Annotated in this window: 16 protein-coding genes; 5 read left to right on the forward strand and 11 right to left on the reverse strand. The window is 72.7% G+C overall.

From position 1 onward, the window contains the following. Positions 1-4: 4 nt before the first annotated feature. From AB0C26_RS32585 to nhaA, 4 genes are all read right to left on the reverse strand, one after another. Positions 5-664, reverse strand: a complete 660-nt coding sequence (locus tag AB0C26_RS32585) for a response regulator transcription factor (RefSeq protein ID WP_360255327.1) — start codon at positions 662-664, stop codon at positions 5-7. Further along, positions 661-1,773 carry a histidine kinase gene (locus AB0C26_RS32590; protein ID WP_360255330.1) on the reverse strand — a complete coding sequence of 371 codons (1,113 nt, stop codon included), beginning with the start codon at positions 1,771-1,773 and terminating at the stop codon, positions 661-663. The genes AB0C26_RS32585 and AB0C26_RS32590 overlap by 4 nt, the downstream gene beginning before the upstream one ends. 20 nt (positions 1,774-1,793) lie before the next feature. Beyond that, entirely contained in the window at positions 1,794-2,189 is a 396-nt protein-coding gene (locus tag AB0C26_RS32595; RefSeq protein ID WP_360255332.1) for a hypothetical protein, read from the reverse strand. 98 nt (positions 2,190-2,287) lie between these two features. Further along, positions 2,288-3,571, reverse strand: coding sequence for a Na+/H+ antiporter NhaA (gene nhaA, locus AB0C26_RS32600; protein WP_360255334.1), 1,284 nt, complete (start codon positions 3,569-3,571; stop codon positions 2,288-2,290). A gap of 131 nt (positions 3,572-3,702) precedes the next feature. On the opposite strand from nhaA, the gene AB0C26_RS32605 reads away from it, so the two are divergent. After that, positions 3,703-5,238 (forward strand): GGDEF domain-containing protein, encoded by a 1,536-nt coding sequence (locus AB0C26_RS32605; protein ID WP_360255336.1) that lies wholly within the window; start codon positions 3,703-3,705, stop codon positions 5,236-5,238. Here AB0C26_RS32605 and AB0C26_RS32610 read toward each other — a convergent pair. Then, positions 5,192-6,715, reverse strand: a complete 1,524-nt coding sequence (locus AB0C26_RS32610; protein ID WP_360255338.1) for a PAS domain S-box protein — start codon at positions 6,713-6,715, stop codon at positions 5,192-5,194. The two genes, AB0C26_RS32605 and AB0C26_RS32610, sit on opposite strands and share 47 nt — an antisense overlap. A 76-nt stretch (positions 6,716-6,791) precedes the next feature. Between AB0C26_RS32610 and AB0C26_RS32615 the strand changes: the two genes are divergently transcribed. Continuing rightward, entirely contained in the window at positions 6,792-6,917 is a 126-nt protein-coding gene (locus AB0C26_RS32615; RefSeq protein ID WP_360255341.1) for a hypothetical protein, read from the forward strand. Positions 6,918-6,928: 11 nt separating this feature from the next. Here AB0C26_RS32615 and AB0C26_RS32620 read toward each other — a convergent pair whose 3' ends face one another. From AB0C26_RS32620 to AB0C26_RS32635, 4 genes are read right to left on the reverse strand one after another with little or no spacing between them, the layout of a single operon-like run. Further along, positions 6,929-9,721: a hypothetical protein gene (locus AB0C26_RS32620; protein ID WP_360255343.1), complete on the reverse strand. Its 2,793-nt coding sequence runs from the start codon at positions 9,719-9,721 to the stop codon at positions 6,929-6,931. Then, a complete protein-coding gene (locus AB0C26_RS32625; RefSeq protein WP_360255346.1) occupies positions 9,718-12,903 on the reverse strand; it encodes a tubulin-like doman-containing protein in 3,186 nt (1,061 codons plus the stop codon). The genes AB0C26_RS32620 and AB0C26_RS32625 overlap by 4 nt, the downstream gene beginning before the upstream one ends. A gap of 15 nt (positions 12,904-12,918) precedes the next feature. Next, positions 12,919-15,375 (reverse strand): vWA domain-containing protein, encoded by a 2,457-nt coding sequence (locus AB0C26_RS32630; protein ID WP_360255349.1) that lies wholly within the window; start codon positions 15,373-15,375, stop codon positions 12,919-12,921. Beyond that, positions 15,372-15,689: a hypothetical protein gene (locus AB0C26_RS32635; RefSeq protein ID WP_360255352.1), complete on the reverse strand. Its 318-nt coding sequence runs from the start codon at positions 15,687-15,689 to the stop codon at positions 15,372-15,374. Before AB0C26_RS32635 ends, AB0C26_RS32630 begins: the two co-directional genes overlap by 4 nt. 198 nt (positions 15,690-15,887) lie before the next feature. Here AB0C26_RS32635 and AB0C26_RS32640 point away from each other — a divergent pair, with 198 nt between their 5' ends. Both AB0C26_RS32640 and AB0C26_RS32645 read left to right on the forward strand, forming a co-directional pair. Next, positions 15,888-19,736 carry a hypothetical protein gene (locus AB0C26_RS32640; protein ID WP_360255354.1) on the forward strand — a complete coding sequence of 1,283 codons (3,849 nt, stop codon included), beginning with the start codon at positions 15,888-15,890 and terminating at the stop codon, positions 19,734-19,736. 9 nt (positions 19,737-19,745) lie between these two features. Further along, complete coding sequence (locus AB0C26_RS32645) at positions 19,746-20,573, forward strand: hypothetical protein (RefSeq protein WP_360255356.1); 828 nt, start codon at positions 19,746-19,748, stop codon at positions 20,571-20,573. Between the two features lie 263 nt (positions 20,574-20,836). On the opposite strand, the gene AB0C26_RS32650 is transcribed toward AB0C26_RS32645, so the two are convergent. After that, on the reverse strand, positions 20,837-21,367 hold the full coding sequence (locus AB0C26_RS32650; RefSeq protein ID WP_360255517.1) for an N-acetyltransferase: 531 nt from the start codon (positions 21,365-21,367) through the stop codon (positions 20,837-20,839). Positions 21,368-21,487: 120 nt separating this feature from the next. Here AB0C26_RS32650 and AB0C26_RS32655 point away from each other — a divergent pair, with 120 nt between their 5' ends. Further along, positions 21,488-25,147 carry a SpoIIE family protein phosphatase gene (locus AB0C26_RS32655; RefSeq protein ID WP_360255358.1) on the forward strand — a complete coding sequence of 1,220 codons (3,660 nt, stop codon included), beginning with the start codon at positions 21,488-21,490 and terminating at the stop codon, positions 25,145-25,147. Between the two features lie 19 nt (positions 25,148-25,166). Here the strand turns inward: AB0C26_RS32655 and AB0C26_RS32660 are convergent, their stop codons facing one another. Next, complete coding sequence (locus AB0C26_RS32660; protein ID WP_360255360.1) at positions 25,167-25,682, reverse strand: GAF domain-containing protein; 516 nt, start codon at positions 25,680-25,682, stop codon at positions 25,167-25,169. Position 25,683: the final 1 nt, after the last annotated feature.

Below are 25,683 nucleotides of genomic sequence, written 5' to 3' on the forward strand. Positions count from 1 at the left end.
GGCGTCAGCGTGGCCGGACCAGGCCGGTGCGGTAGGCGACCACGACCAGTTGGGCGCGGTCACGGACGGCCAGCTTGGTGAGCAGGCGGCTGACGTAGGTGCGTACGGTCGCCTGGCTCAGGTGCAGTGACTCGGCGATCTCGTTGTTGGCCCGGCCGTGTGCCACCTCGACCAGCACGTCGCGTTCGCGGTCGGTCAGGGCCGCCAGCGGCGTGGTGTCCACCCCGGCCGGGCCCGCGCCGACGGCGGCGTCCATCACCCGCTGGGTCACCGTGGGCGAGAGCAGGGCCTCGCCGGCGGCCACGACGCGGACCGCGCGGCGCAGTTCCTCCGGGCCGCAGTCCTTGAGCAGGAAACCGGCCGCACCGGCCCGGATGGCGGCGAACACGTGCTCGTCAGTCCCATAGGTGGTCAGCGCCACCACCCGCACCGCCGCCAGTGCCGGGTCGGCGACGATGCGGCGGGTCGCCTCGATCCCGTCGACCCGTGGCATGCGCAGGTCCATGAGCACCACGTCCGGCCGCTCGGCGGCGGCCAGCGCCACCGCCTCGGCGCCGTCGGCGGCCTCCCCCACGACGCTGAGCTCCGGGTCGCGTTCGATCAGCGCGCGGAGGCCGGCCCGGACCAGCTCCTGGTCGTCGGCGAGAAGGACGCGGACGGTCATCCGGCCGGCTCGGCGGGCAGGGTGGCGGTGACCAGAAACGTGCCGTCGGGGGCGGCGCCGGCCCGCAACGTGCCGCCGAGCAGGGTGGCCCGTTCCCGCATGCCGTTCAGCCCGTGCCCGGCGCCGGCCGTGGTGGTGCCGGCGACCTCGTTGACTATCCGCAGGGCCACCGCGCCGGGCGTGTAGGAGATCGAGAGCCGCACGGCCCGGCCGGCCGCGTGACGGCGGGCGTTGGTCAGGGCCTCCTGGACGATGCGGTACGCCGTGGCGTCCACCACCTGCGGCAGCGGCCGGACGTCACCCTCGACCACCACCTCGACCGGCGCGCCGGCGATCAGTTCGTCGAGCCGGGCCAGCGCGCCGATCGGCGCGTCACCGGGCGTTTCCGCCGTGGGCGGCCGGTCGCGGAGGGCGGCCAGCGTGCCGCGCAGCTCCCGGCCGGCCCCGGCGCTCGCCTGCCGGATCCGCCGGATCGCCTGCCGGGCGGCGTCCGGATGGTTGTCGTCGAGCGCCTCGGCCGCGACGTCGGCGTGCAGCGTGACCACCGAGACCGTGTGTCCCAGCACGTCGTGCAGGTCGCGGGCCAGCGCCAGCCGCTCCTCCTGGGCCCGCCGGCCGGCCTCCCGGGCGAGGCCGGCGGCCACCTCGGCGCGCCACAACCGCCGGGTACGGACCACATCACCCAGCAGGATCGCGGCCGCCATCACCGCCACCGTGGTCGGCAGCTCGTAGGCGTACAGGTAGCCGGGCGCCTCCCCACCGAAGCTGCGCGCCACCGACGAGACCACGACCAGGGTGGCCGCCGCGGTCACCGCCCAGCGCAGCTTCCCGGCCTCGGCCGCCGAGTACAGGGCCGCGCCGACCGGCAACGCGAGCCCGATCGGCGGCAACCCGATGGCGTAGTAGCCGAGCAGGCCCAGCCCGGACGCCGTCAGGGTGAGCACCGGGTACGGCCGGCGGACCAGCATGAGGGCGCCGAACCCGACGGCGAACACGTACGCGACCGGAGGGGTTCCGTCGCCGCGGACGTTCGCGGTGACGGCCGTGGCGACGATCGCCGCCGTGGCGGACCCCAGCACGGCGTCGACCCGTCGTCGCCCCCAGACCATGACCGCAGGATAGTGCCGGCTCACCCCTGCGCACGGTCCCCGGCTCGGCCCGCCATCGCCCGCGACACCAGCCAGGCCAGGCCGCCGAGCACCGCTCCCTGCAGCGCGTTGAAGATCAGCATCCCGGCGTACCCCGGCAGCGGGATCGTCTCGGCCGACGCCAGGAAGGGCTGCAGCGACCAGTTCAGCAGGATGGCCGCCACCGCGTAGGCCACGCCGGCCAGGGCGAGGGTGGCCACCGGGTTCGGCACCCGGCGCACCACAGCGGCCATCACCCAGACCACGGCGATCAGCCCGGTGATCAGCAAGGGGCCGACCGGCTTGGCGAGCGGACCGGAGTCGTACGCCCCGACGATGCTCAGGACGGGGCGGACCAGCCCGAGGAGTCCCAGGACGACGGCGAGCCGAAGATTCATGACCGCGACGCTAGGCTCGCGGGCCACCGCGCACATCGGGCCGATGTCGACGCCCGGCGTCAACATCGGGTGATCAGCGGCCGCGGCGGTCCGCCTCCTCAGTTCTGGTAGACGTCGGGAACATCGTCGCGGTCGCGGTCGACCCGCTCGGCCTCGTAGATCCGGCGGTAGGTGCGGTTGCGCATCCGCAGGATCACCGTCGCGAGCAGGGCCGCGGCGAGTGAACCGGCCAGCACGGCCACCTTCACGTGGGCGTCGCGCTCGGTGCCGGCGCCGAAGGCCAGCTCCCCGATGAGCAGGGAGACGGTGAAGCCGATACCCGCCAGGACGGCCAGGCCCATCACGTCGATCCAGGCCAGGCCCGCGTCGATCCGCGCCCGGGTGAAGCGAGCCGTCAGCCACGTCGCGGCCACGATGCCGATCGGTTTACCGAGGACCAGGCCGGCCATGACACCGACCGCCACCGGATCGGTCAGCGCCGAGGACAGGCCGCCGAACCCGCCGATCGCCACCCCGGCCGACATCAACGCGAAGATCGGCACCGCGACGCCGGCCGACAACGGCCGGAAACGGTGCTCGAAGTGCTCGGCCAGTCCCGGCCCGTCGCCGCCGTCGCGGCGCAGCACCGGCACGGCGAAGCCGAGCAGCACCCCGGCCACGGTGGCGTGCACCCCGGAGGCGTGCATCAGCGCCCAGGTGGCGAAGGCCAGCGGCAACAGCAGCCACCACGCCCGGACCCGGCGCTGCACCAGCACCGTGAACAGCGCCAGCGGCACCAGCATGCCCAGCAACGGCCACACCGACAGGTGATCGGTGTAGAAGATCGCGATGATCACGATCGCCAGCAGATCGTCCACCACGGCCAAGGTGAGCAGGAAGGTACGCAACGCCGACGGCAGGCACCGTCCCACGACCGCGAGCACGGCCAGCGCGAACGCGATGTCGGTGGCCGTCGGGACCGCCCACCCCTCGGTGGCTCCCCCCGCGTTGACCAGCACGTAAATCAAAGCGGGCACCGCGACGCCGCCGAACGCCGCCGCCACCGGCACCGCCGCCCGCCGCGGATCGCGCAGATCGCCCGCGACGAACTCGCGTTTGAGCTCCAGCCCGGCCACGAAGAAGAAGATCGCCAACAGCCCGTCGGCCGCCCACTTGCTCAGCGACAGATCGAGGTGCAGAGCCGCCGGGCCCACGGTGAAGTCCAGCAGCGCCTCGTAGCCCCCCGCCCACGGCGAGTTCGCCCAGATCAGCGCGACCACCGCGCCGGCCAGCAGCAGAGCGCCCCCGATCGTCTCCTTACGCAGGATGTCGGCGATCCGCCGCGCTTCCGGCCACGAGCCACGGCCGAGAATACGGGGGGAAGGATTGGGCGATCGTGTCACAGAAAGTCCCTTTCGCGGGGTCGGGTCACTCCACCGCCGACCAGACTTCCCGGCACACCACCACCGACCTTACCGGCCGAGCTGAGCCTCAACCCCTCAGGTGGGGGACCCGGCGTCCGATCAGGCTAGCGATGTCTCGCACCTTCCCCGATCGTGTCTGCCGCCGGTGGGTCCTCCTGGCCGCCACGTGGCTGGTGGGCTACTTCGTTCTCATCGCCGCGACCAAGGACTCGGAGTCCGGGCGCCTGTTCGTCGGCGACATCCTCTATCTCGTACCCCTGGCCGGCAGTGTCGCCGTGGCCCTGGTCGCCGCCCGGCGGCTCACCGGAAGGCACCGGACGTTCTGGTCCCTGCTCACCATCGCCTACACGGCCCAGCTGCTCGGCGAAGGCGTGTGGTCGGGCTACGACTACCTGGCCGGCGATGACTTCACCCAGCCGCTGCTCGCGGACGTCGGCTATCTGACCGCCTCGGCGGTGACGCTGGTCGCCGTCCTGGTCGGCTTCGGCGGCGCCAGCGCGCTCCGGCGCCTGCGCGGCCTGGTCGACACCGCCATCATCGTGCTCGGTGTGGGCGCGGCGGCCTGGCACACCGTGATCCGGCCCCAGCTGTCGGCCGACCTGAACCTCACCGACCTGATCAACCTCACCTACCCGGTGCTGGACACCGCCATGATCTGCTGCGTGCTCATCATCGGCGCCGGCGGGCACACCCGCATTCCGCTGGCCGTACGCCTGGTCGGGATCTCCTGCGGGATCAACGCGGTCTGCGACCTCGCGTACACCTATGTCAGCGTCAACACCGAGTACGACAGCGGCGGCTGGCTCGACGCCGCCTTCTCGGTGGGAATCGTGTGCAACTTCGTCGCCGCTATCGTGGCGATCCGCCAGCCCGAGCCGCCCGCCGAGCCCCGTTCCTTCGACCGTGGCCTGAACCTCACGCCCGTACTGCTCTCCAGCGCCGCGGTGTTCACCCTGCTGGCCTCGCAGAAGGCGCGCACCGGCAACGTCGACACCACCACCCTGGCGATCAGCGGCGTCCTGTTCATCGGCGTGCTCTTCCGGCAGTACCTGTTCACCGCCGACCGTACGGCCCTCGCCGAGCAGCTACGCCAGGCCGTCGAGGAACAGCAACGGCTCGCCGTCACCGACAGCCTCACCGGCCTGCACAACCGGCGGTACTTCACGGAGGAACTGGCCGCCCGGCAGGCCGGCGGCGCCCTGCATCCGGCCGCCCTGCTCGTCGTCGACCTCGACCATTTCAAGAGTGTCAACGACACGTACGGCCATCTCCAGGGCGACGTGGTGCTGCGCGAAGCGGCGGCCCGGATCGCGGCCGCCCTCCGCCCGGGCGACCTGGTGGCCCGGTGGGGTGGCGAGGAGTTCGTCGTGCTCCTGCCGGACACGCCCGAAGCGGAAGCGACCGGCGTCGCCGAACGGATCCGGCGGCAGGTCGCCGCCCAACCGGTGCGCCTGACCACCGGACCCGTGTCCGTCACCGCTTCCCTCGGCGTCGCCACCAGCCGACACGGCACCGACAGCATGCTCGTCGAACGCGCCGACCAGGCCCTCTACGAGGCCAAACGGTCGGGCCGCGACCGCGTACGGCTGTGGGAAGCCGCTACGCCGGCACGCTCAGCCGCTGTTCCAGCCGGACCTGCTCGGTGACGTCGTAGGCGTACTTGATGACCTTCACCGGCCGCCCGGACAGGTCCAGGATCGGGTTGTAGCTGGACTGGATCCAGACGTCCCGGCCGTCCTTGCCGAGCCGGTGGAACCGGCCGGAACGGAACTCACCGGCGCGTAGCCCGGCCCACAGATCCCGGTACTCGCCGGAGGCGGCGTACTCGTCGGTGCAGAACATCGAGTGGTGCCGGCCGACGATCTCCTCCAGCGTGTACCCGACCGTGGTCAGGAAGTTCTCGTTCGCCGTGACGATCCGCCCGTCCAGGTCGAACTCGATCACCGCCTGGGACCGGCCGATCGCGGCCAGCCGCCCGGCGAACTCGGCGTTGCGCCGCTTCTCGGCGGTGACGTCGTTGGCGAACTTGACCACCTTCACCGGCTTGCCGTCGGCGTCGAGGATCGGGTTGTACGTCGCCCGGATCCACACCTCGCTGCCGTCCTTGGCGATGCGCCGGTACTCGGCGGAGTGGAACTCCCCGCGCGCCAGCATCTCCCAGAAGGACCGGTACTCCGGGCCGGCCGCCTCGTCGTCGGCGACGAACATCCGGTGGTGCCGCCCGCGGATCTCCTCCAGGCGGTAGCCCATCAGCTCCAAAAACATGTCGTTGGCCTCCAGCACGGTGCCCGCGAGATCGAACTCGATCACCGCCTGGGACCGCCGGATCGCGGTGACCTTGCCCTCGAAGTCGGCGTTGCGGGCCTTGGCCTCGGTCACGTCGCTGGCGAACTTGACCACCTTCCACGGCTTGCCGTCAAGACCGAGGATCGGGTTGTACGTGGCCTGGAGCCAGACGTCCCGCCCGTCCTTGCCGTAGCGGTGGAACTCGCCGGAGACGAACTCGCCCTGCCGCAGGCGCCGCCAGAACTCGGCGTACTCGGCCGACTCCGCCGTCTCGGCCGACATGAACATCCGGTGGTGCCGCCCGATCACCTCGTCCGCCCGGTACCCGACCACGGCCAGGAAGTTCTCGTTCGCGTCCAGGACGTGCCCGTCGAGGTCGAACTCGATCACCGCCTGGGACCGCGAGATCGCCTGAATCTTGCCCTGCGCGTCGGCCGTGGCCCGCTTGCCCTCGGTCACGTCGAGAGCGTGCTCGATCACCTTGACCACCTGCCCGGCGCGGTTCTTCACCGGCACCCAGCTGGACCGGATCCACCGGTCCCCGGTGCCCTGCCAGACCAGCCGGAACTCCGCCACGAGGTCACTGCCGGACCGCAGCCGCTCCCACAGTTCGGCGTAGTCCACCGACCCGGCCACCTCGGGCGACACGAACGACCGGTGCTCGGTACCCACGAGCTCATCCACCCCGAAACCCACCAGCTCGGCGAAGGCCTCGTTGGCCCGCAGAATCCGCCCGTCCGGGCTGTACTGCGCCGTGGCCGACCCACGCTCGTACGCCTCGACCTGGCTCGTGAGCTCAGCCAGCATCTCGTCCATGGCAGCCGTCTGATCCAACAAGTCTGTGTCCTCCCGCTCGCACCAGTGCACCTTCCAGCACAGACGCAGATCGGTCACAGCGCACACGACGTGAGAGGTGTTGGGCAAAGGTCTGGCCCAGCCGCCTTTGCGGAACGCGGCCAGGGACTTCGGCCCGTGCGCCGGGCGGATCACCTGGACCCCGGACGGCATCGCGTACGGTGACCAGGTGTTCCACGCCTAGGTGGTGCGCCCTCAGGGCTGGTCCGGGGACGCGAAGAGCACGATGTCGCCGGGCTCGCAGTCGGGTGACAGGTCGAGCCGGGTCACCTGGAGCAGATGGCCGCCGGCCCCGCTGCCGGCCGCCGTGCTGACGTCCGGGACGACCACGACGCGACTGTCCGGGTTCTCGTCCCCGGGGACCGGCACCGTCTCCGGTTTCCAGAGCTGGACCTGCTCCACGCTGGCCCGTTCGCGCATCTTGCCCTCGAGGGTGAAGGTGGACGCGGCCAGCTGCGGGCACACCAGGTCGCCGTTCGGCCGGGGCAGCGCGCCCTGAAGGAACTCGGTCATCGGCACCACCTCCGTCTGCTCTCCGTCCCGGTGGACCGTCACCTTCTCGGCCAGTTCCGTGACCGGCACCCGCCGGATCCCCTCGCGGATGCGGGAGCTCGTCATCCGCCGGGCCTCGGCACCGCAGCGGCTGGCCCGGAAGTGCCCGATCAGCCGGGTCCGGGCGTTGAAGGCCCCCGAGTTCTGGTAGACGTCGGCGTACTCACCGAACGGCTCGGAGGCCGGCGCGTGCCCGGCCGGCCCGGTCGCGGTCGGGTCGTCCTCCGGGCTGACCACCGCCGGCGCGTAGTCGGGGTTGTTCTCGGTGCTCTCGGCGTCCAGTGTGCCGCCCATGGCGCGCTCCATGACCGCCACGTACAGGTGCATCAGCCAGCCCCGGCCGAAGGTGTCCCGCAGGGTGTGCTGGATGACCCGGTCGACGGTCGCGTCGTCGTCCGCGACGCTGAACTGGAAGGCCTGCGGCAGCTGCCCCGTGTCGAGCCCGAGCTTGGTCTCGGGTTCTTCGCCCCGGCCGAACGGCTTGTGCGCCATCCAGCCGATGATCTCGCCCCAGTCGGTCAGGACGTCGTAGACCGAGGCGAGCCGGTCCGCTTCGGTGGGCCAGCGCTCCACCGCCGCGACGATGGCCCGCCGCTGCTCCTCGACGGCGGCGAGCTCGTTCTCCAGGCGTACCTCCCGGGCGAGGTATCCGGCCATCCGCCCGCCCCACCAGCCGGCCGCGATCAGCGCCAGCAGGGCCACCACGCCGGCGACACCCAGCGGGAACAGCAGGGCGCAGGCCACGGCGGCGGCCGACAGCACGCCGGCCGACGGGCCCACCCACCGGTTCTTGCGTACCTCGGCGAACGACTTGTTCAGCTCGCCCTGCAGACGCCGCCGCTCGGTGTTGGTCCCGTTGTACTGCGCGGCCCGCCGGTCGAGGTCCTTGCGAGCGATCCCCAGTTGCTTGCTGACGTGCTCGCTCAGAAGGCCGATGAGCGACTGCGCCCGTTCCCGGTCGTCCCATTCGACGAACCGGGCCTGGCAGGCCCGCAGCACGGCGAGCCGGCTCTGGGCCGTCTCCGGCGGTTCGTCGCCCGTGGTCTCGGCCTTGCCGACCGCCTCGGCCAGCCGGCGGCGCACGTGCCGGGAGGCGTTCAGGTCGGTGGCGCGTACGTCGCCGCAGCGCCGGCCGACCGCGCTGAGCGCCTTGATCTCTTCTTCCTTGAACTCGAACGTCTCGACCGGCGAGGGCACGATCCAGCGTGCGTTCGACACCACCGGCCGCCGTCCCCCGACGACCGCCTGAACCTCGTCGGGCTGCTCGCCGGCATCGATCAGGCCGAAGCACATCTGCCGCAGCGGCCGCCAGGCGAACGCGGGCGCCGGCGCCCGCTTGGGCAGCAGGTCCGGAGCGGACAGGGCGATCTCGTGGACCCGCCACGGCGTGGGCGGAAGCTGGGTGAGGTTCCACGAGTCGGCCTGATCGGTGATGTCGGGCCGCGACTTCGTCAGCCACTCGACGACCGGCTCGGTCAGATCGCGGGTCGGTACGCTGATCGCCTCCGTCCGGCGCCGCACGAGCTGCCGGAAGGCGCGGGTCACGGCCGATCCGGTGCGCCGCGGCCGGCGCGGCTCCCGTTCGGGCTCGGGGAGCGGGTGGAAGTCGAACGGGTGCTCGCCGATGTTCTGCCGGAAGGCCGTCGCCACCGCCTCGACGGTCCGCGCGGAGCTGCGGACCAGACGGTCGCCGCGGTCGACGAGCTCGGGGTCGAGCAGCGCCGTGGTGTCGGCCCGCACCACCTTGTTGATCACCCGCTCGCTCAGATCGCGGTTGTCGACCAGCCGCACCGTGCTGCGGGCCACCACGATGCGGCGGTGATTCCCGGCGACCCGGGTCGCGTCGGCGGTGTCGAACGGCGCGGCGGGCTGATGCTCCCAGAGCCCGCCCGCCGTCGCGCAGGCGAGCGCCGCGTGCGGCGGGAACGCGGCGGCCCGGGTCACCTTGAAATCTATGGCGTCGTCGTGCGGCCGGTCCTCCGCCGAGACGACGACGTTGACGTCCCACCGGGGTTCCAGCAGCGCGGGCACCGGCAGCGCCGGGCCGCCGCGCGGGACGACGAGGTTGACCCGGATCAGCCGGGTCCGGTACGACAGGCTCGGCGCGATCACCTCGAGGATCTCGTTGAGCTTGTCGCCGCCGCCGGGCTCAGGCTCGGCCGGTACGGGCCGGACCGCCACGAACCGCACCAGCCGCAGCGTGCGGGTGCCGATGCTGTCCAGCAGCTTCTCCTCCACGGTCCCGGACGGCGAGATCCGCCGCACCGGGAGCTCGTCGAAGGCCGGCACCGGGCCGTTCAGCACGTCGTCGGTGACCAGGAGCGAGGTGCGCAGCAGGCCGGCGGCGGTCCAGTCCTCGACCACCCGGACGATCTCGCCGTCGTCCGGCGTCACGGCGAGGATCACGGCGACGTCGCTGCCGGGTGGCGTGGTCATCGTCCCTCCGCGGGCCGGATCAGGCTGCCGAGGGCGCGGTGGATGTCACGGCGGATCTCCCAGGCGCGTTCGCGGCGCACCGGGCTCTCCAGCGGGTACCTCTGCTCCGCCTCGCCGAGCAGGGTCCGGAAGTCCTGCTGGGCCGTGCTCGAGGCGGTGCCGGCGTTGTCGCCCAGCATGGTCAGCACCCGGTAGGCCATCAGCGGCTCGTCGTTGTTGGTGGCGGCGACGAGCGCCAGCGACATCGACTCCAGCAGCGCGGCGAGGCAGTCGAACGGGTCGCTCGGGGACACGGGCGGGCCGAGCAGGGGCTCCGGGAACGCGAGCTTGTCGCCGTACTTGACAGTGACCCGGCGCCCCCGGGCGTCCACCTCGATGATGTCGTCGACGAAGGCCACGAAGAAACCGCGGACGATGCGCAGCCGGGTGCCGGGGTCGACCGGCACCGCCTCCGGCAGCGGCCGGGCGCGGCGCCAGTGCGAGAAGACCGACTCCCGGCCGATCCGCCGGTGCGCCTCCCAGTCCTCCAGGATCGGCCGGGTCAGCGACTCGAAAGCGGCGTGGTGGTACGGCCGGTCGAGGAACGTGGTCATCTCGATCTCCGCCGGTCCGGCCTCGTCGAACCGGCGTGCGGCCAGCTCGGCCGGGAAGTTGCCGACGTTGGTCAGCACGCTGAGCGCGGTCCGGTAGGCCTCGGTGCCCTCGACCAGCGGGATGGCCGTGATCAGTGGTTGCTGCGCGGGCGCGTTCTCACCGCCGGCCAGCGCCTGGAATCCGGGATCGAGCCGGACCAGCGGGGCCGACGCGCGGATCGCCGAGGCGAAGGAGGACTCGAAGCGGGCCAGCCGCTCCCGCTCCTCGAGTGACGGGGTGTTGCGGCCCAGCGCGTCCTGCAGCGACTGGTGGATGTAGGCGCCGACGGCGATCTGGTCGTCGCCGCACCAGCGCCGGGCGCGGGTCAGGAGGTCCTCGCCGGTGATGCGTACCTCGAAGACCGCCGTCTGCTCCATCTGGCGGTTCTCGCTCCAGACCCGGGCCAGCTCGGGCTGCCAGTTGCGGGACGCGACGATCAGCGACCGGGCCGCGTCGGTGCCCGCCCGGCCGGTGACCATCGGGCCACTGCCCAGGATCACCTGCTTCACCGCGAAGTAGTAGGGATCCTCGGCGTTGGCCGCGGTGTCCTGCAGCAGCCGGGCCAGCTCGGCCGGGTAGCTGGCGACGGGGTCGACGAGGAACTGGTTGGGGCGCGGATGCAGAGAGGCCGGTACGGCGTACGACGGCTCCGAAGGCCATTGGCCGATCATCGACACCTTGCCGCCGGGGACGCTGAGGGCGTCCCGGCGCAGCATCGTCAGACCGTCGGCGAGGGCACGCTCGAACGGCTGGAGCAGATAGCGGCGCAGATCGCCCAGCAGCTCGGCGGCCGTCCGGCGGGCCTGCGCGTCGCCGGCCCGGCCGAACGCCGCCTCGGCTCCGGCGGCGAGCGCGTTGTCCACCCGCAGGCTGGTGACCGGGAAGGTGTTCGTACGGCGCCGGAACATGCCCCGCGCCTCCTCGCCCAGGGCGTCGTTGATCTCCTCGCCGTACCGCTCGGCGCGCGTGGTGTCCTGCAGGGCCTCCCCCTCCAGGCGCAGGATCAGGTCGTCGTCGATCAGCCGCCCGACCCGTTCGACGAGCCCCAGCGCCACCGGGAGGCCGTCGGTCAGCAGGATCTCCTCGACCTCGCGCAGCAGCCGCTTCTGGATCTCGGCCGTCCACTGGTGCGCGTTCTCGACGATCTGCTCCTCCTGCTCCTTGACGAAACGCTCGCGCCGTTCGTCGATCCGGGCCCGCAGGATGCTCCGCCACTCGGGCAGCGAGTACATCTTGTCCCGGTACTGCTGCTGGATCGCGTCGCACTCCTTGCTCACCGCGCCGCGCCGGGGCGGGGCCAGCCGCTCGAGGAACGCGCCGGCGGTCCGCTCGCCCGGGCTGTCCAGTTGCAGGGCTGTCAGGAAGCTCGGCCACCGGCGCTGGATGCGCGTGTCCCGGTCGATGTGCGCCGGGTCGTCGGCGGCGACGCCGCCCGCGCCGTACAGCAGCCGCTCGGCCGCCAGGCGCCCGACGCACTGCGACGCGTACACGTGGAACAGCTCCCGGCCGAGGCCGACGCTGGCGTAGCCGAGGGACGAGAACGGCGCCTCCACGTTGCCCTGCACCAGGCCCATCGGGTCGGCGCCGGTGGCGGCCTGCTGCCAGTTGCCCCAGACGTACGCGAGGTACTGCTGCTGGATCGAGGGGCTCATGGCCCACGCGGTCAGTGTCCGGGCGACGGACGCGAACACCTCCTTCTGCTCCTCGAACGGCAGCACCTCGTTGCCCGAGCCGATCAGGAACGACCGGGCCGGTCCGCGCCGGGCCGGCTCGCCCGGCCGGCGCAGCAGTTGCCCGTCGGCACGCTCGCCGTCGCCCATCGTGTTCCAGTGTGCGGCCGCGAGCTCGGAGACGGCGGCCAGGGCGTTCGCCTGGACCCCCTGGCGTTTGTCCTGGCTCAGGCTGTGGAACACGTCCGGCGCGTAGAGCACGGCCGCGGAGTCCGCCGCCCACTGCCGGCCCAGGTCGTGCAGCACGTCGCAGACGTCCAGGAAGGCGCCGGCGCCGGTGCCGCCGGCCAGCGAGGACACCACGACCACGGCCGGCGGGGCGACGTTGGCGGCCCGGGCCGTCTCGCCGCGCATCGCCTCCTGGACGCGGGTGAGGCTCAGCTCGGCGTCGTTGCCTTCCAGGCGGTTCACCGCGGCCGCGACGGCGTCGCGGATCCGCACCTTCGCGTACAGCGTGAGGGCCCGGCCGATCGCCCGGAACTGGCCGGCGCCGTGCTGCACCGCGACGTGCACCTCGTGGGCCTCGGGCAGCCAGGCCCGTTCGAGCGCGGCCGGGTCGTTGAGCCGTTCGAGGGCCCGGGTCACCGTGCCGTAGGTGAGGTTCGGGGCGACCAGCGAGCGGTAGGACGCGATGGGAAGGGCGGGCAGCTCGGGCGACTCCTCGCTGACCACGGCCGCGTCGATGTGCAGGAACTGCCATCCGGTGGGCATCTCGGAGATGCCGATCCGGTTGAGCCGGGTCAGCAACTCCTGATGCAGGTAGCGCAGGGTGTCGCCGCCGGAACCGCCGACACCGATGAACAAAAAGCGTTGGACCATGATCGCTCCAGTGGTCTAGGCCCGGGACTCGGGATCGGATTCGGTGCGTTGCCGGGGAAGCAGGTTCCGCGCGGCGTCGGCCGCCTGCTCCACGATTTGGGTGATGCGCTGGGGTGTGACCCGGTCGTGGACGTCGAGCACGACGGCGACATCGAGGGGGACCTCCACGTCGGCGCTCGCGGGCTCCGGCGCGGCGGCGCGGCCGGCGACGGCCACGCAGTTGAAGTCCGGCTCGGAGGGCCCGCCGACCGGGCGGGTCTCGACGTGCCGGTCGCCGGCGACCGGCCCGGTCCGCGCCACGTGGAACGGGTGCCGCCAGGGCACGCGGGCGCGGAACTCTATGGAGCCGACCCGGAACGACCGCCGGCTCGCCGTCACCGGCCGGAAGTCGTCACCGGTCGGCCGCCAGGGCCGGCCGTCCTCGCTCAGCTCGACCCGGTCGGTGCCCGGCCGCCAGCTCGCCCGCAGCCGGTAGCGGGCCGCCTGCCGTTCGCGTCCGTCGACCCGGGTCAGCGCCAGAGCGTTGAAGAGGGCGAACCCGGCGAGTGGCAGTGCGGTCATCACCAGCATGCAGAGCAGCGCGAGCCAAACCGGAGGTTCCGGGGCGACGCCGCCCGGCCCCACGTTGAGCCGGACCGGCACGAGCAGTTCGTCGTCCGGGCCCGACAAGCCGGCACTGCGTACCGTCAGCTCGCCCTTGACCGTCCCCGTCCACCCGCGCTTCTCGGTGAAGCTCGCGGTGAGATCGATCGTCGCGGTCCGGCCGGCGGCGACGCGGAGGCAATTGCTCCGGTCGCGGCCGGATCCCTCGGCCCGCACGGCGACCGGCCCGACATCCGCCACCGTCGCCAGGTCCAGTCCGCCGCGGTCGATCCACACGCACCGCTCGGCGTCGCCGGCGGTGAATGTGAGCGCGGCCTGGCGGCTGTCCGATCCGTGCAAAGCCGCGAACCGCGGTGCTACGACGGTCACGCTGGACGTGACCGGGACCGGCACGACGATCTCCGGTGGCCCGATCGGGAACCCGGCCTTGGTCCGGACGTCCAGCCTCAGGCGCACCTCGACCTGACTGCCGTGCCAGTCGCCGGGCGCGGTGAAGGTCGCCGTCCATCGGTCACCCGCCTGACGCCGCACGTCCCGTACGGCAATGGGCTTCTTGTCGTCGGAGGGCGAGGCCACGCTGACGGCGAGCTCGGGTGGCCGGGCGCCGGGCGGGCCGGCCGGAAGTCGCACGTCGGAGGGCCGGGTGCGGATGTCGAAGGTCCAGGGCCGGTTCCGTACGAAATGAGGTGTGCCCTCGATCCTGGGCAGCTGATCGCTGAACAGGTGGATCGAGCCGGCGACGCCCGCCGCGCCGGCGCCGAGCAGCCGCACCGTCCAGCGGCCGGCCCACGACGGATCGCCGGACGGCAGCGCGCCCCGCACGATGACCAGCGAATTCCCGTCGTCGCCGTACCACTGCCAGGTGAGCCGCGCCCCACCCACCGCGACGGGAGTGTCCCGGCCGGGGCCGGGCAACGGCGCTACCGCGCCGGCCGGCGGATCGAGCGCGACCCGCACGCCGGGCGCACCCGGCTCGATCAGAACGGTGAAACCGCTCAGGCCCTCTTCCAGGTCGAACGTGCAGCCGAGCCGCACCGGCTCGCACTTGATCGGCGGATTCGCGGGCGGGTCGCCGATCCCGAAGAAGATCTTGGCGAGGTCCTTCTCGTCGGTCGCGCGCAGATACTGCCCGGCCGCGTCGGTGGCCGGGGTTCCGCATCCCGGCCGGACCCCGCTGATCCGGCGCAAGAACTCCTCGTCCGGCTTGTCCTCCCCCTTCACCAGCCCGACGGTGATCACGTTGACGCCGTCCTGCCGCAACTGGTCCATGACGCCGCCGCCACGGCACAACTGGTCTTTGCCCTCGGCCACCCGCTCGGCGAAACCGGGCTGCTTGTCGTCGATGGGCTCGAACTTGCCGTCGGTGAACCACACCAGCATCTGACAGGGCGGGACGTCGGCGGTGTCCTGGGCGGCGCGCTCGGCCAGCAACCGGCGCGACTCCCGAAGCGCGATGACGTAGTCGGTGTCGCCGGTGAGGGGCGCGTTCCGGAGGGCGGCGCGGTCGGCGGCGCGCGACGCCGGATCGGGCCGGTGCCAGTCCCCCAGCGCCTGAAAGCCGGTGTTGAACACGGCCCACCGGACGGAGACGTCGATGGGTGCCCTTCCCGGCTGGCCGGGGCGGCCCAGTTGGTCGAGCTGGCCGAGCGCGATGTCGGCCGCGGTCAGCCGCCGGTTCTGGGGGTCGGTGTACGGGATGCTGCCCGAGGTGTCGAAGACCATGAGCACGTGCAGGACGGGACGGCTCTGCAGGCACGAGGCGAGGCCGGCCAGCCCGCCCGGGACCGCGGCGACGGCCGGGCCGGGCACCCCCAAGCCGGCGGCGACCGTGGCCAGAAGGCCCACGAGCAGCAACCGGCATGCCCTCATCCGAAGTACCACTGCGCCACCTGGTAGGCGTGCACCAGACCGACGACGGCGCCGAGTCCGGCGGCGGCGACGACGGCCCGGCCGCTGTGCAGCGGACGGGAGTAGTCGGTCCGCTGGCGGCGCCGCTGATCGACCAGGCGGTACCAGCCCAGGCACACGATGGTCAGGACGCCGCCGAGCGCCCAGCCACACCAGTGCCAGACGGTGTACTGCGTTCCCCGGAATTGGTAGGCCAGCAGAATAGCGATGATCAATGACGACCAGGCGACGAATGTCGGCGCGTGGGGAGGGTGCGTTGTGCTTTCATCGATCATCAATTTCACCCATTAGTGAATGCCTTCGATATCGGCAATTGCCGTGGTGGCGACGGTAGACTGTCGGTGCCGACCTGCGGGACCCTACAGAAATTCACTCATAGGGGTCAATCGCCTGGTCGAGTTAGGACGGAAGGCTTTCCGCACTGTCCGAACGGGTGAACCAATCCGGACGGGCGCGGCAGGATCATTGCGCCGATGAGCGGACAGGGTGGCGGCCGCCGGACGGCGTTGCTCGTCCACGTCGAGAACTTCGCCGAAAGGCTGGACGAGCACGGCGAACTCCACCCGCTCGCCCTCGAGTCGCTGCCGTTCGCCGGCCGGGTGCGCCGGCTACGCGAGCAGCTCACGCGGTTCGGCTACGCGATCCGCGAGCCCGACGACCACACCGGCGCGGGGATTGCCCGCACCGTCGAGAAGCTGCTCGACGAGCACGGCGCCGACGACGTGGTGCTCGTCCACGTCCTCACACACGGCGAGCCCGACGGGCACAACGGCGGCTACTACGTCCTGGGCGAGGACGGCGTGCGCGACTTCAACGCCGACGCGGGCCGGTGGCTCGAACGCGCCGAGGCGTCCACCGGCCGCTTCGCCTCACCTCGCGACCGCCCGTACGCGCTGTTCCTGCTCGACCTGTGCTTTGCCGGTCGGGCGGTCGCGAGACAGTGGCGCACCGGCGGCCGATCGGACGGCAAGGCCTACGCGATCTGCGCCGCCGCGAGCGACCAGAAGGCCTACAACGCCCGCTTCACCGAGGCCTTGGCCGACGTTTTGGCCGGTGCCGCGAATCTGGCGGAATTCGATCCGTACGACGCCGACGGAATTCTCCCGCTGGACGTGCTGACCCACGAACTGGTCAAGAAGATCACCGAATTGGAAAAGAGCGACCGCGCCGATCCGCAGCATGTCGTCACCACTCCGGTATCGCTCGGCGCGACTCGTCTTCTGCCATTCTTTCCGGTACGCGGAGTCGTCCGCCCACCATCGTCCGACCTGCGGCCCTTCCTCCTTTCGGGCAACCCCGTTTCGGGAAAAGCCGGCGACGTCGACGGCCTTTTCACCGGCCGCGCCGCCGCCATGGCGCGCCTCGGCGCCTGGCTCGCCGACCCCACCGCGGCGCCGGTCCATCTGGTCACCGGCGAACCCGGAGCGGGCGTCTCCACGCTGCTCGCCCAGGTCGTCCGCCACGCCAACCGGGACCTGCGGGCCGCGCTCGGCGTGGACCCGGCCGTCGCCGTGCCCGAGACGGCGGAACTCGTCGCGGTCGACCTGGCCGGCTCGGACCTGCCGCAGGCGGTGGACGCGATCGGCCGGCAGCTGGTTCACCACACCTTCGGCGGGCGGGCCGAAGCTCTCGTCAACACCGTTCTCGGCCGGGCCCGGCCGGTCACCCTGGTCCTCGACGGTCTCGACCAGGCGGTCGACCCGGCCGCCGTCCACGCGCGGCTGCTCCAGCCCCTGGTGGCCGGTCGCACCACCGCGGGCGGGCCGGCCTGCCGGCTGCTGATCGGCGCCCACGTCCTCCCCGGCTCCTTCCCGGTCGCCGTCGACACCACCGGCCTCGACGCGGTGGACCCGGACGACCTCCTCGCCTACCTCGAACTTCTGGGCGCGCGGGAAGGCCGCGCCGGCCCGCGCTGGTCGGCGTTCGCCCGCGAAGCCGCCGGCGCCCTGACCGCCGCATCCCCGCCGGCGGATCGGTTCGGCGCCTATCTGGCGGCCGCCGTCCTCGGCCGGGCGGCCGCGGACGGGTCCGAGGCCCCGCTCTCGCGGGCGATGACGGTGGTGTGGGCGCTGGAACTGGAAAGGGCGGCCAGCTCCTGGGCTCGGCCGGTCGCGACCGCCCTCGCCTGGGCCGAGGGTGACGGCATGCCGATCGCCGTTCTCCGGTACGTGGCGATCGCGCTGGCGGCGGGCCGGACGCCCGGCACGCAACCGCTCACCCCCGAGCGCGTCGCCGCCGTACTGCACGACCTGCGCCGCTACCTCACGATCTCCCCCACCACCGACGGCCGGGTCTACCGGCTGCGCCATCCCGCGCTGGCCGGCGCCCTCCGCACCGACGCCGACGCGCCGACCGTCCTGGACGGGATCTACCGCGCGGTCGGCGAACCCGGTGGGGCACAGGCGTGGCGATACACCACCGACTACGCCCGCCGGTACGTGCTCGACCACGCGGCCGCGGCCGGCCGGCTCCCCGAGCTCCTCGGCAACGCCGCCTTCCTCATCGAGAACGCCGGCCAGATCCTGGACGCGCGGCTGACGCCGGCCGAACCCGTCGCGGCGGCGACAGCGGTGGCCCGCCGGGCGCGGGAGCTCGATCTGGTCGAAGCCCGGGAAAGCGCCCGGTTCGAGCTCGCCGTCGTGGCCGCGCGGCACGGTGCCGCCGACCTCGCCCGCGGCCTGGCCGAACTGCCCGCCGAGCCTCCCCTGACCTGGCGCCCCCGGTGGATCGCCGGCACGTCCCGGCCGGACGGCGGCCACGAACCCGGCCTCGACGCGCTCCTTCTGGTCACCGTCGAGGCCGGGCAGGCCGTCACGTACGACGCCGGCTCCGGCCAGGTGGTACCAGGCCCCAGGCGCGACGTGACCGCCCTGTCGGCCGGCGGCTCCGGCCCCGACCGGCTGCTGGTCAGCGCGACCGGGCGCACTGTTCAGGTCCGGTCGGCGGCGACGGGTACGACGACCGGCTTCGGCACCGCCCGATTCGGGGCGGTAAGCCGGGTGGCGGTCCACCGGCGGGCGGACGATCTGGTGATCGCCGCGGTCACCGACCGGCACATGCTCGAGTGCTGGACCGCCACGGGGGACGTCTTCGCCGAACCCCTGGACTGCGGACCCCCGGTGTCGGGCCTGGCCCTGACCGGCGACGGGACCCGGGTGCTCGCGATGACGCGGAACGTCAACAACCACGTCGACGTGTGGGCGCTGGAAACGGGGAAGCGTGTTCTGCCGAGCCTGTCCGGTACGGACGCCACCGTGGTGGAAGCCGAAGGGAACACGTACCTCGTGGTGGTGGACGGAGGGTTCACCGTCCGCACCTACCGGATCGCCGACGGCCAGCAGGTCGCCATGGTGCCGCTGGCCCGCCGGGTCGGCCGGGTCCGCGTCGTCCGGCAGGGTGACGATCCGCTGGTGGTGATGGCGGCCGGCGCGGACCTGCTCACCTGGAACCCGACCGAGAATCACGTGCTGCCCCGGCTGATCACAACCGGGACCCGGCCGATCGAGCACCTCGACTGCGTCTCCGGCCCGGCCGGACCCGTGACGATCGTGGCCAGCGAGGGACGCCGAGTGACCGGCGCCGACCTGGACACCGGCCGCCGCTCAACGGTGGAACTGGCCGGCCGGGCGCGGATCGGCGCGCTGGTCGCCGTGCCGGGACGCGGAGAGGCACCCGTACCGGCCCGGCCTTCCTTCGCCGTCGACGCCGAAGGCGCGGAACTGTTCGTGGCCGTCACAGGAGAGGGTGGCACGCGCATCGGCCGCCTCAGCCGGGGCGCGGTGACGGAAGCCGAGGCCGAGGGCGACTACGGCGATCCCCGGATGGACTGGCTGCGCGCCGGCCCGCTACTGCTTCTGCGGCGGACCGGCGCGGACGGGCGTACCTCCGTCGTGGACGCGCGGACCGGCACCGCCGTACCCACGCCCGCGATCGGCTTGCCGATGCCGGTGGACCGCACGCCCGCAAGCCATGACCCGGTGGTCACCGTGGTCGACGGGCGGGTCGTCGTCGTGACGGCTGAGGAGTCCGGCCGCCTGCTGGTGCACGAGCCGGAAGCGGGAGCACCCCACCGGATCACGATCCGGGACGGCCGGCCGGCCGGGCTGGCGCCGCTGCCCGGCGACCCCGAGGTGGTCGTTCTGGGCTACCGCGACGGCGCTGTCGGCCTCGTCGACCTGCGCGCCCGGCGGGAGATCGACCGGATCGAGGTTCCCGGTCCGATACGGCATCTGACGGTCCACCCCCGACCGGGGGACGGGGCCTGGGTGGTCGTCGAGGCGGCCACGGAAGTCCTCGTCCTCGAGCTGACAAGACCGAACTGAGGAGGCACGATGCCGGAAATCGTCGGCGTGCACGGAGTCTGGAACCACCTGGCCGGGAAAACCGACGAGGAGGCCGTACGGCATCACAGCCGGACCTGGAGCGGCGCGCTGGCGCATTCCCTCGGCGACGCGGCAGCCGCCGATATCCACGTGGCCTACTACGCCTCCTGCCTGCGGGTCGCGTACGGGCACGGCGCACCGGACCCGGACACCCTCGACGCCGAGGAGCAGGAGTGGCTGCGGGAGTGGGACGCGGCGCTGAGCCCGCGGGCCGAGGTCGGTCAGGGGCGGATGCTGAAGCCGGTACGGCAGATCATCAGCGGCATGGCCACCCGATGGCACCTCGACGAGCGGCTGACCGGAGCATTCGTGACAGTGTTCCTCAAGGAGATCAAGGTTTACTTCGACGGGCGCGACCCGGCCCCGCGCCAGGCCGCCCGGGACCGGGTCGCCGGCGCGCTGCGGCGGGAACGCCCGTCGGTGCTCATCGCGCACTCGCTGGGCTCGGTCGTCGCGTACGAGGCGCTGTGGCAGAACCCGGACCTCAAGGTCGACCTCCTCCTCACCCTCGGCTCGCCCCTCGGCCTCCCACCGGTCATCTTCCAGCGGCTCGACCCCGAACCGGCCGACGGCCGGGGCAGCCGGCCACCGGGCGTACGGCGCTGGGTCAACATCGCCGACCCGGGCGACCTGATCGCGGTGCCGCGCTGGCTAGCCCGCTCCTTCGACGGAATAGACGAGGACCTGGAGGCACCGATCGGCGTGTTCCAGTTCCACAAGGTCGTCCCGTACCTGCGATGCGCCCAGGTAGCGGACACCCTGCGGCCCTACCTCTGATTCCTCCGCCGCGACTGGGCACCCCGGCCCGCCGCGGACCGGTGCCGTTGACCGGCGCCACGCGACATCTGGTCGACCGGGCGTCCCTCGCGGCCCTGCTGCCGGAACTCGGCCGGGGCCGCTTGCGGGCCGCCCTGGACGTGACGGAACCGGTCGGCATGGCGAACCAGTACGCGTACCCTTCCCTGCCCTGGGCCTGGGGTCGCTTCGCCCTGATGCCGGACTGGCTCCGCGGGCCTGACCACATCGAGGCGCACCCTCGCTCAGAGCCGGTCGAACGGGCCGGCGTAGGAGAAGCGGCCGGTCGTACCGTCGTACTGGGTGAGGGTCCTGACCTGGAAGTAGTCGCCCCACGACGGGTCCGGCGCGACTATGCCCGTCGATGCCGAGGGGACGAAGCCGAAACGGCTGTAGAAGGCGGGGTTGCCCAGCAACGCGACCAGGGGCTCGCCGAGCGCGTCGGCCGCGCCCAGAACGGCGTGCATCAGAGCGGTGCCGACGCCGGCTCGCTGCCTGTGCGGGACGACGCTCAGGGGTCCGAGACCGAGAGCCGGCCGGCCGTCGACGTGGGCCCGGGTGGCGACCACGTGGCCGACCACGACGTCGTCCTCGACCGCGACCAACGACAGCTGCGGGATCCAACCGGCGTCGTCGCGCAACCGCGAGACCAGCGTCGCCTCCCCCGGATCTCCGCCCGGCTCGGCCGGCGGCGCGCTGTGCGCGACGCCCCGGAACGCGGCGGCGGTGACCGCCCGGATCGCCTCGGCATCATCGGGTAGTTCCCGTCGAATCATCACCACGGAACCATCGGGCTCTTCGCCGGCCCCCGTCAACGCCTTTACCGCCGGAGCCGCCGGAGGCTCTTCCGAAACCCGGTCCGTGGAAGACAACCACGAAGTGGGTAGCGTTGCCCCGTGACGGATGACCTCTTCGCCGGCGGCGGGGCCACGGGGCGGCTGATGAGCCGGCTCGACTGGGCGGCCACCGATGTGGGACCGGTGGAGACCTGGTCGCAGAGTATGCGGGCGGCCGTCCGTATCGTGCTCTCGTCCCGGTACCCGATGCTGCTGCTGTGGGGGCCCAACTACACGCAGCTCTACAACGACGCGTACTCCGCGTTGATCGGCGACAAGCACCCGGACGCGCTCGGCGGCGACGTCCGGGTCACCCTGGCCGAGGGCTGGGACGTCCTGGAGCCGTTGATAGCCGACGCCGAGGCGACCGGCGTCGCCAGCTGGGTGCCGGCGCTGCAACTGGCGCTGGACCGATCGGGCTACCGCGAGGAGGCGTACTTCAGCGTCTCCCACGCGCCCGCCCGCGACGACGACGGAACCACCGCGGGCATCCTCGCGGTCTGCAGCGAGGTCACCGACCAGGTGGTCGGCGAGCGGCGCCTGCGGCTGCTGCGTGACCTGGCCGGCCCGGCCGGCGGCCGGGCGGCGGATGTCGGGCAGGTCTGCACGCGGCTCTGCGCGGTGATCGGCGAGCACCTGCTCGACGTGCCGTTCGCCGCCATCTACCTGCGCGAGGGCGCCCGGCTGAGCCGGGCCGCGGCGGTCGGAGCGGACGACGCGCTGCCGCACACCGTGGATCCGGCCGACGACGTCTGGAAACTGCATGTCGCGGCCGGCGGCGAGGCCGTCGACGTCGCGGATGTCACCGATCGGCTGACGGTGACCGGCGGCGCCTGGGACGATCCGGTCCGCACCGCGGTGGCGCTCCCCCTACCGGGGGCCGAGCGGTCCCAGCCGCTGGGCGTGCTGCTGGCCGGGGTCAGCCCCAGCCGGGGCTTGGACGAGACGTACCGGTCCTTCTTCGAACTGCTGGCCCAGCAGGTGGCCGTCGCGGTGCGCAACGCGCAGGCGTACCAGGAGGAACGCGACCGCGCCGCCGCCCTGGCCGAGCTGAACCGGGTCAAGACCGACTTCTTCACCAACGTGAGCCACGAGTTCCGTACACCACTGACTCTGATGATGGGCCCGTTGACGGACGCCCTCGCCGACGAGAGCGAGCCGCTCGGCGCGGCCCAGCGGGGCCGGCTCGAGATCGCCCTGCGCAGCGCCGACCGCCTGCTCTCGCTGGTGAACAACCTGCTGACGTTCTCCAGCGTCGAGGCCGGACGGCCCGATCACCGGCCCCGTCCGATCGACCTGGCTCACTACACCGCCGAGCTCGCCGGCGTCTTCCGCGCCGCCGTCGAACGCGCCGGCCTGCGCCTGGTGGTGGACTGCCCGCCGCTGCCGCACACGGTGGCCGTCGATCCGCAGAACTGGGAGAAGATCGTCACCAACCTGCTGTCGAACGCGCTGAAGTTCACCTTCGTCGGCGAGATCCGGGTGCGGCTGGAGGCCGGCGCCGCCACGGCCCGGCTGACTGTGTCGGACACCGGCATCGGCGTCGCCGCCGAGGACCTGCCCCACCTGTTCGACCGTTTTCACCGGGTGCGGGGTGCGCAGTCCCGCAGTCACGAGGGCAGCGGGATCGGCCTGGCGCTGGTCCGCGAGCTGGCCCGGCTGCAGGGCGGCGACGCGACAGTCGACAGCGTGCCCGGCGCCGGCTCCACGTTCACGGTGACCGTGCCGCTGGTCGCGGCCGCGACCGCCGAAACCCTTCCGGACATGGCGGGCGCGCGGGCGGCGGCCAGTGAGGCGGCCGGCTGGCTCGACGTCCCCGGCGCCGCCCCGGCGGCCCCGGGCGATGCGGCCGGCGCCCGGATCCTCGTCGCGGACGACAACAGCGACATGCGCGCCTACCTGGAACGTCTGCTCAGCGGTGAGCGCTGGCAGGTGGAACTGGTGGCGGACGGGCGGGCGGCCCTGGAATCGATCCGCCGGTTCCCGCCGGACCTGCTGCTCACCGACGTCATGATGCCCCGCATGGACGGGTTCGCGCTGGTCAGGGCGGTGCGGGCCGACGAGTCGACCCGAGCGCTCCCGGTGATCATGCTGTCGGCCCGGGCCGGCGACGAGTCCGGCGTGGAGGGCTTGGAGGCCGGCGCCGACGACTACGTGGTCAAGCCGTTCACGGCGGCCGAACTGGTGGCGCGCGTCCGCAGCACCCTGCGCCTGGCGAAGATTCGGGCCGCGCACACCCGGCAGCTGTCCGCGCTCGCCGACACCGCGGCGGTCATCGCGTCCGGCCGCGCCCTGGAGGAGGCCTTCCAGGCCGTCACCGAGCAGGCGCGGGCCCTGCTCGAGGGCACCGCGGCCGAGGTCGTGCTCACCGGCGGCGACGAGCGTCCCCCACTGCGGTTCACCTCGGGCGGCAAGGAGCTGCCGGCCGACGGGTCCGGCACCGTCCAGGCGGCGATCCACGGCCGGGACGGCGAACAGATCGGCGCGCTCACCGTGCTGATCGACGCGGCGCGCCGGCCCAGCGACCAGGAACAGGGCCTGCTCGTGCCGATGGCGAACATGCTCGCCTCGCTGGCGCAGACCGGCTGGCAGCTGGAACACGACCGCCAGCTCGTGCTGACCCTGCAACAGAGCACCCTGCCGGAGAACCTGCCCACGCTGGACGGCTGGGAGCTGCAAGCGGCCTACCGGCCGGCTGCCGGGCGGGTCGGCGGGGACTGGTACGACGTCGTGGTGCTGCCGGACGGCGACGCCGTGATCAGCATCGGCGACGTCGCCGGACACGGGCTGGGCGCCGCGGTGATGACCGGTCAGGTGCGCAACGCGGTCCGGGCGTACGCGGTCGAGGACCCCGCGCCGGCGGCCGTCGTCACGCGGGTGGCCGCCCTGCTCAACCGCCTCGGTACGCCGTTGCTGGCCACCCTGTTCGTGCTGCGCCTGCGCCCGGCCACCGGCGACTTCGCCTGGTGCAGCGCCGGCCATCCCACCCCGGTGTACTCCGGGACCGGGCCGGACAGCCTGGTGATGCCCGGGGCCGTGGGGCCACCGCTCGGGCTGCGCCGGGCGTCGTACCGGCAGAACGACGGGTGCCTGCCGCCCGGCTCCCAGATGCTGCTCTACACCGACGGCCTGGTCGAGAACTTCCCGGACTCGATCGACGTCGGCCTCGAGCGGGTACGACGGCGCAGCCGGGAGACGTACGCGGCGGGCGCGTCCACCACCGCGGTCCTCGACGCGGTGCTGGCCGGCGTGCCCCAGCCGCAACGCGACGACATCGCGGCGGTCGTTCTTCGCCGGCATCGGGCCGCGGCCGCACAGGTGGTGCCCGCCGTGCCGGACCGGCAGGCCACGTGGGTGTACCCGCTGGAACCGTCGGCCGCGAGCATGCTGCGCGGCGACCTGCGCGCCGCTCTGGGCGGCCACGAGATCGATTCGGATCTGCTGTACGACCTCCAGGTGGCCGCGACCGAGGCGGTGAACAACGCGGTGGAACACGCCCAACAGCCCAGCCGCCGCGAGGTGGAGGTCGAGTTCCGGCTCGTGGACGGCACCATCCGCATCGTGGTGCGGGACTTCGGCGGCTGGCGGGCCCGTCCGGTGGTCCGCGACCGCGGCCGCGGCGCCATGCTGATGAGCGCCTACGGCGACGTACGGGTCGTCTCGACAGCCACCGGGACCACCGTCACGATCGAACGCCGCTGGCTCCCCGCACGCCAGTGACCGGGTGCTGGTTCCGCCCTCAGGAGCGCTCGCGCAGTACGCGCATGGCTTCCGCGGCGCCGTCGCGCAGCACCTCGAGGTCGTTCTCGCCGAACGTGCGGGCGGCGGTGTCCAGCACGCAGTGCGCACCCAGGTATTCGCCGTCGTCGCCCTGCAACGGTACGCCGGCATAGCTCCGCAGGCCGGTCATCCCGATCAGCGGGTTGCGCTCGTGCCGCACGTCGGTGGTGGCGTCGGCGACGCAGTACGGCGCGCCCGCGAGCACGGTGTGCGTGCACACGGACCATTCGGCGGGCATCCCCTGCACCTGGTTGATCCAGCCTTCCAGGCCGGTGCTGCCGATGATGTACTGCGCCGAGTCGAGGATGATCGAGATCAGCGACACCGGCGCGCCGAGCCGCTGCGCCGAGCGCGCGCACACCGGGTCGAGCTCGGCCGCCAACTGGGGAGCGAACAGGTTGTACCCGGCGAGGCTTCGCATCCGCCGCGGTGTGCCGAGCCGGCCGAACAGGTCGTCGAGAGAGGCGGTGTCCACT

Source organism: Actinoplanes sp. NPDC048796 (genome assembly GCF_040650035.1).
Lineage (GTDB): Bacteria > Actinomycetota > Actinomycetes > Mycobacteriales > Micromonosporaceae > Actinoplanes.